General features: G+C 70.8%; 10 protein-coding genes and 1 riboswitch. Of the genes, 8 read left to right on the top strand and 2 right to left on the bottom strand.

The window, feature by feature from the left end:
* Positions 1–5: 5 nt before the first annotated feature.
* The 3 genes from hemB (at position 6) to Q0P88_RS11905 (ending at position 3,079) form a co-directional block, all read left to right on the top strand.
* Positions 6–998: a porphobilinogen synthase gene (gene hemB / locus Q0P88_RS11895; protein ID WP_295014446.1), complete on the top strand. Its 993-nt coding sequence runs from the start codon at positions 6–8 to the stop codon at positions 996–998.
* 211 nt (positions 999–1,209) lie between these two features.
* The gene (locus Q0P88_RS11900; RefSeq protein WP_295014391.1) at positions 1,210–2,532 is read left to right on the top strand and encodes a glutamate-1-semialdehyde 2,1-aminomutase; all 1,323 of its coding nucleotides are present in this window, start codon (positions 1,210–1,212) and stop codon (positions 2,530–2,532) included.
* Between the two features lie 97 nt (positions 2,533–2,629).
* The gene (locus Q0P88_RS11905; protein ID WP_295014393.1) at positions 2,630–3,079 is read left to right on the top strand and encodes a hypothetical protein; all 450 of its coding nucleotides are present in this window, start codon (positions 2,630–2,632) and stop codon (positions 3,077–3,079) included.
* Positions 3,080–3,224: 145 nt separating this feature from the next.
* On the opposite strand, the gene Q0P88_RS11910 is transcribed toward Q0P88_RS11905, so the two are convergent.
* Positions 3,225–5,765, bottom strand: coding sequence for an ATP-binding cassette domain-containing protein (locus Q0P88_RS11910; protein WP_295014395.1), 2,541 nt, complete (start codon positions 5,763–5,765; stop codon positions 3,225–3,227).
* Positions 5,766–5,897: 132 nt separating this feature from the next.
* On the opposite strand from Q0P88_RS11910, the gene Q0P88_RS11915 reads away from it, so the two are divergent.
* The 4 genes from Q0P88_RS11915 to Q0P88_RS11930 all read left to right on the top strand — a co-directional run bounded on the left by Q0P88_RS11915 (position 5,898) and on the right by Q0P88_RS11930 (position 11,637).
* A complete protein-coding gene (locus Q0P88_RS11915) occupies positions 5,898–7,016 on the top strand; it encodes an enoyl-CoA hydratase/isomerase family protein (RefSeq protein ID WP_295014397.1) in 1,119 nt (372 codons plus the stop codon).
* Between the two features lie 129 nt (positions 7,017–7,145).
* Positions 7,146–7,439, top strand: coding sequence for a hypothetical protein (locus Q0P88_RS11920; RefSeq protein ID WP_295014399.1), 294 nt, complete (start codon positions 7,146–7,148; stop codon positions 7,437–7,439).
* 206 nt (positions 7,440–7,645) lie between these two features.
* Positions 7,646–9,373, top strand: coding sequence for an ABC transporter ATP-binding protein (locus tag Q0P88_RS11925; RefSeq protein WP_295014401.1), 1,728 nt, complete (start codon positions 7,646–7,648; stop codon positions 9,371–9,373).
* Positions 9,374–9,459: 86 nt separating this feature from the next.
* Positions 9,460–11,637: an ABC transporter ATP-binding protein gene (locus Q0P88_RS11930; protein ID WP_295014448.1), complete on the top strand. Its 2,178-nt coding sequence runs from the start codon at positions 9,460–9,462 to the stop codon at positions 11,635–11,637.
* Between the two features lie 381 nt (positions 11,638–12,018).
* Here Q0P88_RS11930 and Q0P88_RS11935 read toward each other — a convergent pair whose 3' ends face one another.
* Positions 12,019–13,509, bottom strand: coding sequence for a D-alanyl-D-alanine carboxypeptidase family protein (locus tag Q0P88_RS11935; protein WP_295014403.1), 1,491 nt, complete (start codon positions 13,507–13,509; stop codon positions 12,019–12,021).
* Between the two features lie 76 nt (positions 13,510–13,585).
* Positions 13,586–13,695, top strand: a riboswitch (TPP riboswitch).
* Between Q0P88_RS11935 and Q0P88_RS11940 the strand changes: the two genes are divergently transcribed.
* Entirely contained in the window at positions 13,692–14,333 is a 642-nt protein-coding gene (locus tag Q0P88_RS11940) for an ECF transporter S component (protein WP_295014450.1), read from the top strand. Its footprint overlaps the riboswitch before it by 4 nt.
* Position 14,334: the final 1 nt, after the last annotated feature.

Consider the following 14,334-nt stretch of genomic DNA (forward strand, 5'->3'; position numbering starts at 1 on the left):
ACGGGCTGGGCCAGACGGCCGGGTTCCCGGACGTGCGTCCGCGGCGTCTGCGTCAGTCGGCTCCGGTGCGTGCGCTGGCCCGGGAGACAGATCTGCTGCCGCGGCACCTCGTACTGCCCCTGTTCGTCCGCGAGGGCATCGACGAGCCGGTCGCGATCCGGTCCATGCCGGGCGTCGCCCAGCATTCCCTCGACTCGCTGCGCCGAGCCGCGGTCGAGGCCGCAGAGGCGGGCGTCAGCGGCGTGATGCTGTTCGGCGTCCCCGCGGTCCGCGATGCGCAGGGATCCGGCGCCGACGACCCGGAGGGGATCCTCAACGTCGCGACGGCGGCGCTCGCCGCCGAGGTGGGCGATGCGCTCGTCGTGCAGACCGATCTGTGCCTGGACGAGTTCACCGATCACGGCCATTGCGGGGTGCTCGCCGCCGACGGCTCGGTGGACAACGACGCCACGCTGGAGCGCTACGCGTCGATGGCGCTCGCCCAGGCCCGCGCGGGATCCCGGCTTTTGGGGCTCTCCGGCATGATGGACGGACAGACCGCGGCGATCCGGCATGCGCTCGATGCCGAGGGCTTCCAGGATGTGCTCCTGCTCGGCTACGCGGCGAAGTACGCGAGCGCCTTCTACGGACCGTTCCGTGAGGCGGTCGACTCCCAGCTGCAGGGCGACCGGCGCACGTATCAGCTCGACCCGGGCAACCGGCGCGAGGGCGTGCGCGAGGCGCTGCTGGACGAGGCCGAGGGCGCCGACGTCGTGATGGTGAAGCCGGCGATGGCCTTCCTCGACGTGCTGCGCGAGGTACGCGATGCCGTGCGGGTGCCCGTCTGGGCGTACCAGGTGTCGGGGGAGTATGCGATGATCGAGGCCGCCGCGCAGAACGGCTGGCTCGATCGCGAGCGGACGATCCTGGAGTCGCTGTTGTCGATCCGTCGCGCGGGTGCCGACGCGGTCCTGACGTACTGGGCGACCGAGGCCGCCCGCTGGATCTCCCGGGGCTGACGCCTCCGTCGCTCGGTCGCTCGTCGCACAGCTCTCGGGTCGCTCCCGCGCTGCTCTCGGGTCGCCAGTTCGCTCCCGTCGCGAAAACGGCCGGAAAGCTGAAGGGAAAGCGGCAGAGATCGCGACGGGAGCGGGTTGTGCGGCGACCCAGGCGCTTCCGGAGCGGGCAGGGGGGCAGGAACGGCACAGCCACCTCCGGGAGAATGGATGCATGACCGACCGCAATGACGACCTGTTCGACGCCGCCCGTGCCGTGATCCCGGGCGGGGTGAACTCGCCCGTCCGCGCCTACGGATCCGTGGGCGGCACGCCGCGCTTCCTCGCGAGCGCGGCCGGTGCGACGGTGACCGACGCCGCCGGCACGACCTACGTCGATCTCGTCGCGTCCTGGGGTCCTGCGCTGCTCGGGCACGCGCATCCCGAGGTCGTCGCCGCCGTGCAGGAGGCGGCGACGCGGGGTCTGTCCTTCGGCGCGCCGACCGAGGGCGAGGTGGAGCTCGCGGCCCTCATCGCCGATCGCGTGCGCGTCGGAGAGGCGCGACCCATCGAACGCGTGCGTCTGGTCTCGACCGGGACCGAGGCCACCATGACGGCGATCCGCCTCGCGCGGGGCGTGACCGGGCGCGATCTGCTCGTGAAGTTCGCCGGGCACTACCACGGGCACTCGGACGGGCTGCTGGCCGCGGCCGGATCCGGCGTCGCCACGCTCGCTCTGCCCGGATCCGCCGGAGTCCCTGCTCCCATCGCGGCGCAGACGCTGGTCATCGACTACAACTCGCCGGAGGCGCTGGCCTCGGTGTTCGCGGAGTACGGGGACCGGATCGCGGCGGTCATCGTCGAGGCCTCCGCGGCCAACATGGGCGTCGTCGCACCGCAGCCGGGCTTCAACCGTCTCGTCGCAGAGACCGCACACGACCACGGGGCCCTCCTGATCCTGGACGAGGTGCTCACCGGCTTCCGCGTGCACCCCGCGGGGTTCTGGGGCCTGCAGCAGACGACGGGCGAGGAGTACCTGCCCGACATCATCACGTTCGGCAAGGTCGTCGGCGGAGGGATGCCGCTCGCCGCCCTGGGCGGCCGGGCGGACGTCATGGATCAGCTCGCGCCGACGGGCCCCGTGTACCAGGCGGGGACGCTGAGCGGGAACCCGCTCTCCGTCGCGGCGGGGCTCGCGACCCTGCGCCTCGCGACCGACGACGTGTACGCCCGGATCGACGCCGCCTCCCTCCGGCTCTCGTCCGCGCTCGACGACGCGCTGACCGCCGCGGGTGTGGTGCACGCCGTGCCGCGGGCGGGGAACCTCTTCGGCGTCGCGTTCTCGTCCGCAGCACCGCGGGACTACGCGCAGGCACAGGCCCAGGAGGCGTTCCGCTACGCCCCGTTCTTCCACGCCATGCGCGCGCAGGGCGTGGCGCTGCCGCCCAGCGTGTACGAGGCCTGGTTCCTGACCGCCGCGCACGGAGAGGAGGAATTGTCGGCGATCGAGGCCGCCCTTCCGCTCGCCGCGGAGGCCGCCGCGGGAGCGACGCCCTAGGCTCCGAGTCGTCGACGACGGACCGTCTTCGACGATCGTTGCCTTCCTGTGAGGCGCACCCCTGCAGATCTCGGGGGTGCGCTGGCAGACTGGAGAGATGGTGACGCTGCTGCTCGATCGGACCCGCCTCGAGGTGGAGCTCTCGCCGCTCGAACGCGCCGTCTCGTTCCGCCGGGAGAACCTGCACATCCCGCGCGAGTGCATCGTCAAGGTCCAGCTGACCGATGACGCCTGGACCTGGTTGCGCGGGGTCGGCAGCCCCGGAACCCATGTGCCGCTGCTCCTCGCGGCGGGCACCTGGAAGTCGGCGAACGGCGACGACTTCGTCCTGATCCGTCGACACAAGCCCAGCGTGGTGATCGACCTGGAGGGCGCGGAGTTCCAGCGCCTGGTCCTCACCACCCGGCACGGTCCGGCTCTCGCGCAGGCCCTGCGTCTGGACGCGAGCGCCGAGCTGGCCGAGGTGACCGACATCGCCGCGACCGCGTCGATCCCGGTGCAGGGCGCCCCTCGGCGTCGCGGAAAGCCCGCCGTCCGTCCCGTCTGAGCCGTCCGCTCAGCCGGGGGATCCGCACGCCCCTCCCGTTTCGGGCAGGGAGAGAGGCCGTTTCGGGTAGGGAGAGAGGCGCCGGAACGGCGATGCGGCGACCGTCCGGAGACGATCGCCGCATCGAGCGCGAGTGCGCCGCGGCTCAGTCCTCGCGGTGCTCGCCGTCGTGCTGCGGTCGGACCTCGTGGTCCGGGTCCTGCTCGGAGGGCGCCTCGTGCTCGTGCGGTGCGTCGCCCTCCGCGTGCTCGTCCCGTGCGTCGCGCTGCTCCTCGGCCTCGGCCTCGGCCTCGGGGCCCGCGGCGTACGCCGGGGCCTCGTCGTCGTAGAACGCGCGGGCGGCGGCGGCGAGCGAGGCGCTGACCGCTGCGGCGCGCGGGTCCTCGTCGTGCGGGATCTCGTCCTGCGGGATCTCGCCCTCGGTCACGTCGTCGGAGTCCTCGTCGTGCGCGCCGTCGAAGATCACCTGGATCTCCTGCGTGCGCCCTTCCGCGAGCGCCGCGAAGATCTCGATACCGGCGATCTCGGTCGTCTCCGTGCTCGGCTCTGGGGTCCCGAACGCGTCCCCGGAACCCGCGGTGCCGATGACCGTGGTGGCCGCGGTCGGTGCGTCGCCCTGTGCCGGCTCTTCGCCGTCCGCGTCCTCGCCGCCGGTGCTCTCCCATTCGGCGCTCTCCCCATCGGCGTTCTCGTCGTCGGTGCTCTCCGTCGTGCCGGCGCTCTCCCCGTCGCGGTCCACGGATGCGGAGGTGCTCTCCGCGTCGGCGGAGTGCTCGTGCGCGTCCTGGCGCTCCTCGTCCGGCGCCTCCTGGCCGGTCGAAGGGACGCCGGTGATGAGATCGTCGAAGGAGACGGGAGCCGCCTCCGCGATCGTCAGCGCTCCGGTGCGGAACGCGCCGAGGGCCTCCTCCGCGGGTGCGTGCGTGATCGGCTCGTCGGTGTCGGTGTCGGTGTCGGTGTCGGTGTCGGTGTCGGACTCACCCGGGGCGTAGCCGGAAGCCGCGATGGGGGCGGTCAGCGCGACGCCGGCGGCGATCGCCGTGGCCTCGTCGTCCGATCCGCCTTCGTCGTCCGTTGCGCCCTGCTCGCCGCTGTGGTCGTCGGATCCGGCGTCGTCGGAGCGTTCGGTCTCCGCCGAGTGTTCCCCGCGACTGTCCTCGCTCGCCTCCGCGGCGTGCTCAGCGGTCTCGGCATCTTCGGATCCGTCCCGAGGCGCGGATCCGTCGGTGTCGTCGGTGGATCCCTCCGCGGACGACCCGTCGGTCTCGGGGTTCCCGTCGGCCGGGTGCTCGTCATCGGCGTCGTCGGCGACCGACGCGGCTCCTGCGCCGCCCTCGGTCACCTCGACCGTCGACGGCGCCGCGGGAGTCGGCTCTGCCTCGTTCGCGGCTTCTCCCTCGGCGGACTTCGCCGCGGCGAACTCGGCTGCCTCGCGGCGAGTGGTCGGAACGGGGAACAGCTCGGCGGCGACCTCCGGCGTGGTCGGAGCCGCGCCGAAGAGACCGGCGACACCGGCCCCGGCGGCCGCGATCACCGGCGCGGCCGCGGTGCCGAACAGGCCCTCGTCGGGCTGCCCTTCGCGGGTCTCGGCGTCCTCGGAGCCGTCGTCCTCGGCCGCGGTGCCGTCATCCGGACCCGCACCGCTGCCGGACTCGTCCGCGCCTTCGGACGCCTGCTCCGCGTCGGGAACGGCGGCGACCGGCAGCGCGATCGTCGCCGCAGGCTCGACCGCGTCGTCCGACGACGGGGCGGACGGGGCGCCCACGACGGGGAGTGCGCCGGTCGACGGCGCGCGACGACCGTGCACGATGTCGAGGAAGACCTCTTCCAGGCTGGGCCCGCGCTGCTGGAGCGTGGTGAGAGCGATGCCCGCGTTCGCCGCGATCGCACCTACGGTCGCCGCATCGGTGTTGTGCGCGGTGAGCCCCGAGCGCAGGACGTCGAAGGCGAGTCCGGCGTTGCGCAGAGCGGCGGCGAGCGCGGCGCGGTCGTCCGCGTCGACGACGACCGACTCCGTCGCGGGATCGCTGAGCTTGCCGATGCTGTCGGCATAGACGAGGTGGCCCTTGGCGAGCACGAGCACGTTGTCGGCGATCTGTTCGATCTCGCTGAGCACATGCGAGGACACCAGCACGGTGCGTCCCTCGTCGGCCAGGCGGCGCATGAGCAGGCGCATCCAGCGGATGCCCTCCGGGTCGAGACCGTTCGCCGGCTCGTCGAGCACGAGCGCACCGGGGTCCCCGAGGAGAGCGCCGGCAACGCTGAGCCTCTGCCGCATGCCGAGCGAGTACGCCCCGATGCGCGTCTCTGTCTCGTTCTGCAGGCCCACGAGCTGCAGCACTTCGTCCACGCGGGACAGGGGGATGCCGTTGGCCTTCGCGGCGATCGTCAACTGGCGCGGCGCCGTGCGGCGCGGGCGGTAGATCGCCTCCTCGAGCACGGATCCGATCGTGCGCAGCGGATGGCGCAGCTCCGCATGCGGGACGCCGCCGATCGTGGCGGTGCCGCTCGTGGGGCGGACCTGACCGAGCAGCATGCGCAGCGAGGTCGTCTTGCCTGCGCCGTTCGGGCCGAGGAACGCGGTCACCGCACCGGGCTCGATCCGCGCGGACAGATCGTCGACGGCGGTCAGAGCCCCGAAGCGTTTCGTCGCTCGCGAGAACTCGAGCACTTGTCCGTCGGTCATCCGAGGCCTCTCGTCGATAAAGCAGTTCCCCTCTATCTTGTCGGATCGGTCGTGAAATCGCGTGCAGACCCGGTGTATTCCGCGGGATGCGCCGGTCCGCCGGTGCGGTGACGCCGGGGTAACGTGTCACCCGTGAGCACCGCCGAAGACGTCCAGGGATCCGCCGTCGCGACCGCAGAGGAGGTGCTCGTGCGCACCGAGGGCGCGCTCGGGCGGATCACGCTGAACCGCCCCCGTGCGCTCAACGCGCTGAGCGTCGGGATGATCCGGCTCGTGCAGGCGGCGCTCGACGCCTGGCGCGAGGACAGCGACATCGAGATCGTGTTCGTGGACGGCGCTGGCGAGCGCGGCCTGTGCGCGGGCGGCGACGTGCGCGAGCTGCACGCCCAGATCGTCTCAGGGCGCAGCGCGCAGACGGTCGAATTCTTCCGCGAGGAGTACGCGATGAACGCGGCGCTGGCGGAGTTCCCCAAGCCCGTCGTCGCGATCGCCGACGGTATCACGATGGGCGGGGGCGTCGGGGTCGCAGGGCACGCCGCGATCCGGATCGTCACGGAGCGCTCGCAGCTCGCCATGCCGGAGACGCGGATCGGCTTCACCCCCGACGTCGGAGGGACCTGGCTGCTCGGACGCGCCCCCGGTCGGCTCGGCGAGTTCTTCGCGCTGACCGGCGCGAGCATGAGCGGCGCGGACGCCCTCTACACCGGCTTCGCCGACTTCTTCGTCCCTTCGGAACGGCTCGAGGCGCTCCGCGAGGCCCTCGCCCACCGGGCGGATCCGACGGGTCCGAGCGAGATCGTGATGCTCTTCGACGAGACGCCGGATCCCTCGACCCTTCCCGCCGCGCGCGCCTGGATCGACGAGGCCTTCTCGGCCGGCACCGTGTCGGAGATCGTGGACCGCCTGCGTGCGATCGCATCGTCCTCGGACGGGGCGGATTCCGCCGCCGGACTGACCCCCGCCGCGACCGCCGATCTGCTCGAGTCGCTCGCGCCGACCGCGCTGGCGGTCACTCTCGAGGCGGTCCGCGAGGCGCGTGCCGCCGCATCGTTGCGGGATGCGCTGGCGGGGGAGTACCGTCGCGTGCTCTGGTTCGTGAACCACCACCCCGACCTGGTGGAGGGGATCCGTGCGCAACTGGTGGACAAGGACCGCGATCCGCACTGGGATCCGCAGACTCTCGCGGACCTCGCCCCCGACGCGGCGGCGGGCGCCCGCGACTTCGTCCCCTCCGTGCCGCTCTGGGCGTGAGCGGCATGATCTTCCCCCACTGCTGAGTTCACGGCTGGGTGCTCCACAGATCCCGTAGGAAGGCGTCGGCGCACGTCGCGTCCGGATACGGTGCTGGCATGGGGGCGCGCGGACGCGCAGAATGGGGGCATGCACATGTCGGTCGAACTCGTGGGGGCGGTGGTCTCCGCGCTCGCGGTGGTCGTCACCCTGGGGCTCGGCATGTTCGGCGGCTTCGCCTGGGTCGTGAGACGCATCGACCGCGTCGACGATGCGCTGTCGACGCGGATCGATCAGGTCGAGGACTCGCTCTCTGCGCGGATCGAACGCGTCGAGCGCAACCTGTCGGAGGCGCGAGCGGAACTGAATGCGGAGATCACCGAGGTGAAGATCAGCGTCGCGCGCCTCGAGGGTCCTCGTCCTCCGCTCCTCATATCTCGGTGATCTCCGAGCCTCGCAGACGGGAATTTCTCGCTCCGATCTGAGAATTCCGTCCCGCTCGAGCCTCGTTCGCCCTGAGCGAAGATCCGATCCGATCCGCCGCATGGGGGATGTGAACGTCGGTGGTGCGTGGCAGGGTGTTTCGTGGCCGCCCGTCGGCCTCTCCTCCTTCCTCCGGGAAGTCCGCTCCCTTCAAGGAAAGTCCGCCTGTGCTCGGGAAGATCCTGTTCCGTTATCTGAAGCGCTACAAGTGGCTGCTTCTCGGCGTGCTGGTGTTCCAGTTCGGCAGCGCGTTCGCCGCGCTGTACCTGCCGCGCCTCAACGCCGACATCATCAACAAGGGCGTCGCCAACGCCGACACCGCCTTCATCTGGTCGCACGGCGGCCTCATGCTCGCGGTGTCGCTCGGTCAGATCGTCGCCTCGATCATCGCCACCTACTTCGCCGCACGCGCCGCGATGAGCCTCGGACGCGACATCCGCGCCGACGTCTTCGCCCGGGTGAGCGGCTTCTCCGAGCGAGAGGTCTCCCAGTTCGGCGCCGGCTCGCTGATCACCCGCAACACGAACGACGTCCAGCAGGTGCAGATGCTCGCGATGATGGGGTCGACGATGTTCATCACGGCCCCGCTGCTCGCGATCGGCGGCATCATCATGGCCCTGCAGACGAGTCTGCAGCTGAGCTGGCTGATCGCGATCTCCGTGCCCGTGCTGCTCATCGTGGCCGGCATCATCATCGGACGCATGGTCCCGCTGTTCCGCAGCTACCAGGGCAAGCTCGACAACGTGAACCGCATCATGCGCGAGCAGCTCACCGGCGTGCGCGTCGTGCGCGCGTTCGTGCGCGAGCGCATCGAGGAGGAGCGCTTCCGGGGCGCGAACACCGACATCATGGTCGTCGGCCGCAACGTCGGATCCCTCTTCGTCCTGCTCTTCCCGCTGTTCATGCTCATCCTCAACGTCACGATCGTGGGCGTGATCTGGTTCGGCGGCATCGACGTCAACAACGGCACCGTCGAGGTGGGCACGCTGTTCGCGTTCATGCAGTACATCGGTCAGATCATGATGGGCATCATCATGTCGAGCTTCATGGCGATGATGATCCCCCGCGCCGCGGTGTCCGCGGAGCGTGTCGGCGAGGTCCTCGACGCCGAGCAGAGCATGACCCGCCCCGTGGACGGGGTGACCCGGTTCCCGACCCCCGGATCCGTCGCGTTCGACGACGTGTCCTTCACCTACCCCGGGGCCGAATCGCCGGTGCTCCACGGCATCAGCTTCGCGGCGGAACCCGGGGAGACCGTCGCGATCGTGGGCTCCACCGGCGCGGGCAAGACCACCCTCGTCTCGTTGATCCCGCGTCTCTTCGACGTCACCGGCGGCAAGACCGCGGTCGGCGGTATCGATGTGCGCGAGGCCGACGTCGACGCGCTCTGGAAGACGATCGGACTCGTGCCGCAGCGGCCGTTCCTGTTCACCGGAACGATCGCGTCGAACCTGCGCTACGGCAGGGAGGAGGCGACCGACGAGGAGCTGTGGGCCGCGCTTGAGATCGCCCAGGCGAAGGACTTCGTGTCCGAGATGCCCCTCGGCCTCGACGCCCCGATCTCCCAGGGCGGCACGAACGTGTCCGGCGGTCAGCGCCAGCGTCTCGCGATCGCCCGCGCGATCGTCCACCAGCCCGAGATCCTCGTCTTCGACGACTCGTTCTCGGCGCTCGACCTCACCACCGACGCGCGCCTGCGACAGGCGCTCTGGCGCAACCTGCCGCACGTCACCAAGATCGTGGTCGCACAGCGCGTCTCCACGATCACCGACGCGGACCGCATCGTCGTCCTCGAGGGAGGAACGATGGTCGGCGTCGGAACCCACGAGCAGCTGCTCGCCCACAACGACACGTATCGAGAGATCGTGGAATCCCAGCTGGGGGTCGACGCATGACCGACGACATCGACACCACGTCCGCCCGCACCACACGAGCGTCCGGCCGCCGTGCGGATCGGGCCGGCTCCGCGCCGACGGTCGAGATGACCGACGCGGAGAGGGAGGAGGCCGAGCAGGCGGAGAAGGCGCGCCAGCAGGGCGGCGGCATGTTCGACGGCCCCGCTCCCGGCAAGGCCAATCAGTTCGGTCCGAGCTTCCGGCGCATGATCGGGCTGCTCAAGCCCAGCGCGGTCTGGTTCCTGCTCGTCTCCTTCTTCGGCGCGATCGGCGTCGTGCTGTCGGTCGCCGCGCCGAAGGTGCTCGGCAACGCGACGAACCTCATCTACGAGGGCTTCGTCTCGCTCACCCTCGGCAACGGGCAGAACGGTCAGCCCGGGTTCCCGAAGGGCACGACGCAGGCGCAGGTCGTCGAGACGCTGCGGCAGGCGGGTCAGACCCAGTTCGCCGACATGGTCGCGGCCTTCAGCCCCTTCCGGGTGGGCGACGGGATCGACTTCGACGCGTTGCGCGGTGTCATCACGGCGGTGCTCGCGATCTACGTCGTCTCGGCGCTGCTCAGCTGGATCCAGGGCTACGTCATCAACGTCATCATGGTGCGCACGATGTGGCGCCTGCGCGAGGACGTCGAGGCGAAGATCAACCGTCTGCCGCTGTCGTACTTCGACAAGGTGCAGCGCGGCGAGCTCATCTCCCGTGTCACGAACGACATCGACAACATCACGCAGACCATGCAGCAGTCGCTGTCCGGGGCGCTGACGTCCGTGCTCACCGTGGTCGGCGTGCTCGTCATGATGTTCTCGATCTCCTGGCAGCTCGCCCTCGTCGCCCTCGTCGCCCTGCCGCTCATGGGCGTCATCTTCGGCGTGATCGGCCCGCGCTCGCAGAAGGCGTTCGGGATCCAGTGGAAGAAGGTGGGCCGTCTGAACTCCCGCGTCGAGGAGGCGTTCTCCGGCCACGCGCTGGTGAAGGTGTTCGGGCGCGAGAAGGACGCGCTCGCGAAGTTCCAGGACGAGAACGAGGAGCTCTATCAGGCGGCGTTCAAGGCGCAGTTCCTCTCCGGCATCATCATGCCGGCGATGACCTTCATCGGCAGCCTGACCTACGTCGGTCTCGCGGTGCTCGGCGGGCTCATGGTCGCGAGCGGTCAGCTGCGGCTCGGCGACGTGCAGGCGTTCATCCAGTACTCGCAGCAGTTCACGCAGCCGCTCAGCGAACTGGGTGGCATGGCGGCGGTCGTGCAGTCGGGCACCGCGTCTGCGGAGCGCGTCTTCGAGCTGCTGGACGCGGAGGAACAGGATCCGGACGCCGAGGACGCCGCCACCGCCCGCGACGGCAAGGGCGTGATCGAGTTCGAGCACGTGGCGTTCTCGTACACCGAGGATCACCCGCTCATCACGGACCTGTCCTTCCGGGTGGAACCGGGCCAGACCGTCGCCATCGTCGGGCCGACCGGGGCGGGAAAGACCACGCTGGTCAACCTCATCATGCGGTTCTACGAGCTCAGCGGCGGCCGCATCCTGCTCGACGGGCAGGACATCGCCCGGATGGAACGGTCGGATCTGCGCTCGCGCACCGGGATGGTGCTGCAGGATCCCTGGCTGTTCGCGGGAACCATCCGGGAGAACATCCGCTACGGACGGTCGACGGCCACGGACGAGGAGGTGACCGAGGCCGCCAAGGCGACGTACGTGGACCGCTTCGTGCACGCGCTGCCCGAGGGCTACGACACCCTGCTCGACGAGGACGCGTCGAACGTGTCGGCCGGTGAGCGCCAGCTCATCACCATCGCGCGCGCGTTCGTCGCCCAGCCCTCGATCCTCATCCTGGACGAGGCCACGAGCGCGGTCGACACCCGCACCGAGCTGCTCCTGCAGCACGCCATGGCGGCGCTGCGCAACGGGCGCACCTCGTTCGTGATCGCGCACCGCCTGTCCACGATCCGTGATGCCGACCTCATCCTCGTGATGGAGCACGGAGACATCGTGGAGAAGGGCACGCACGACGAGCTCATCGCGGCGCAGGGAGCGTACTGGCGGCTCTACCAGTCGCAGTTCGAGCAGGCCGCCGCCGACACCGATGCGGACGCGGCGCTGGTCACGGGCGCGGTGCCGACGGCCGAGGGGGCTCCCGCCGTCGCGGCCGAGATCGAGGCGGGTGCCGCAGGGGTTCCCGGATCCATCACCGCTCCGGTCGCGGTCGCGGAGCGCACCGAGACGGTCGCCGAGGAGCCGGTCAGCGACCTCGGAGAAGACAGAGTCTGAACGCCCGGAGACGCCGCCGATCCTGCGAGGTCGGCGGCGTCTCCGCGTTCGGACAACGGCGGCACCCCCGCCAAGCGATCGGTGCGGACGGCCGGAACGGGCGACCGCCGTGGAGAATCGACGCTGACCACCGGTACCGGCGGCGGGCGCGAAGAAGCGCACTGACAGGCGGAACAGGTGACCGCCGTGGAGAACCGGTGCTGCCGACCGGTGTCGGTGAGCGGCACGAAGAGCCGCGGCTGTCGGCCAGTGCCGGCGACCGTCACGGACGAACGTCGCGAACAACCGACACGGACGGCCGCCACCGCACGACGCCGAACCGCCCCCTGTGCCGACCTACCCCGTGCCGACCGGCCTCGTGCCGACCGGCCCCGTGCCGTCCTACCCCCGTGCCGACGCCGACGCGCGCGGGGAGTCCTCATCGAGACCGAAGAGCTCGAGCGGGTGGGTCAGGCGCCACCACAGGCTCGGCCCGTGCAGCGCGGTGCGCAGGGTGAGGGGCACGGACGTGCTGTCCAGGGGACCCTTGAGCGTGAGCTCACCGGCCCGCTCGCCGGCGGTCCACTCGTCGCCCAGATCGAACTTCGTCGTGCCCGAGGCGGCCGCCCCGTTCCAGAGCACGACACGAGCGTCCTTCGCGGCCACGACCTGCGTCGTCTCTCCCCATGCCGTGTCGACCGTGCCCAGAGTCGTGCCCTTGACGACCGTCTGGGGCTGGTTCTTCAGCGCCGCCTCGACATCGGCGTACAGTCGGCGCGAGGCGTCGACGCGGGCCGCATCGCTCGGCTCCCCGAGGACGGTCGCGTACACCCGCACGGTGGTGGATCCGTCGGTCACGTCCATGCCCGAGAGCAGGTTGTACCGGGTGTCGTCGCCGTCGCCGATCGTCCCGGTCTTGATGCCGATGATGCCGGCGTCGTCGATGAGTCCGTTCGTGTTGGTCACGGTTCCGGCACCCGGCAGCTCGACGCTCTTCTTCTTCACGATCTCGGCGATCACCGGATTGTGCACCGCGAGCTGGCCGAGCTCGATGAGGGCTCGGGGCGTCGCGACGTTGCCGAAGTCGAAGCCGGACGGCGTCGTCACGGTGATGTCGGACAGGTCGTGCTGACGCAGCCACTGGTTGGCCGCCGCGGCGTAGTCGGCGTCGCTTCCCCACACTTCGCGGGCGAGGCGGTCGGCGTAGTTGTTCGCCGATCCGAGCAGGATCCCCTCCAGCAACTGGTACTGGGTCAGGGAACCGCCGGCCGGCACGTCGAGAGCCGACTCGTCGTTGCGCAGATAGCTCCAGTAGTTCGCGCTGTCCGTGTCGGTGAACGCGAAGGTGGCGCCGTCCTGGCCCGGCTGCAACGGCAGCTTCTCGAACGAGGCGAGCACCGTGACGAGCTTGGTGATGCTGGCCATCGGCGCGCGCTCCTCGGAGGAGGCGATCGTGCCGATGCCCGCGATCGAGACCGCGGCGCTTCCGGCCGTGGGCCAGGTCACCGCGGCCGCGGGGGCGGGCGCGGGGGCGAACGACACGGCCGACGCCACCGGCTCGACCGCGTTCAGCGGCCACACGGCGGTCGTCACGCCGTAGCCGAGGGCGACGAGCACGAGCCCGGTGATCGGAACGAGCACCCCCGGGCGCAGCGGGGAGCGGCGCGGGGCGTCGGCGAGCAGCGCGCGCGCCGCCGGGTCTACGGTCGCCACGGCGCCGGTGCGGGCGGCGATCCCGTCGGCGTCGACCCAGCTCAGCGCGGGGGCCGCGGGGGAGTTGGGCGTGCTCGGGGCCGCGTCGCCCGGGGCCGCGGCGACGCGACGCGGATCCGGGACCGTCTCGACGACGCCCGTGTCGCCCGTCCCGGCTCTGGGTCGTTCGTCGGTGTTCACGGTCTTACCGTACCGTCCGGGTTCATGCGTGCGCCGTCGACGGCGACGCGCCTCGCCGTCGACGGGGCTATGATGGGCGGATCACCACGGGAGTCCGGCGAGCCGGGCTGAGAGGGAGCGAATCGCGCTTCGACCGTCGAACCTGATCCGGATCATGCCGGCGCAGGGAGGAGTTTCTGATGATGCATGCCACCGTGCCCGCCCCCGGGCGCACCGTCACCGCTGCTGCGTCGCGCCGTCTGAGCTGGCGCGTCGTCGACATCGTCGTCGCCGCCGTGCTCGGCGTCGCGATCGGCCTCGTGTTCTGGATCTGGAACACGATCGGCTTCGCCTGGTTCACCGCCGCCGACGCTCTCACCCCGGGGTTCGGCGGGATCGCCGTGGGGATCTGGCTGCTCGGCGGCGTGGTCGGCGGTCTCGTGATCCGCAAGCCCGGTGCCGCGATCGTGGTCGAGGTCGTCGCGGCGATCGTGTCGATGCTCATCGGCAACATGTGGGGCGTCTCCACCGTGCTCGAAGGCCTGGCTCAGGGACTCGGCGCCGAGATCGTCTTCGCCCTGTTCCTCTACCGCCGCTTCTCGCTGCCGGTCGCGATGCTCGCGGGAGTCGTCGCCTCCTGCGGATCCTGGCTGTTCGAGATGTTCTGGGGCAGTTCCCCCAACATCCTGAAGTCGGTCGAGTTCAACGCGATCTACCTCGGTGCGCTGGTGATCTCGGGTGCGCTCCTGGCGGGGCTTCTCGGCTGGCTGCTCGTGCGGGCGCTCGCCGCGACCGGCGCCCTGAGTCGTTTCGCCGCCGGACGCGAGCGTCGCCGCGAGGTCTGAG

This window comes from uncultured Microbacterium sp., assembly GCF_945952435.1.
Taxonomy (GTDB): domain Bacteria; phylum Actinomycetota; class Actinomycetes; order Actinomycetales; family Microbacteriaceae; genus Microbacterium.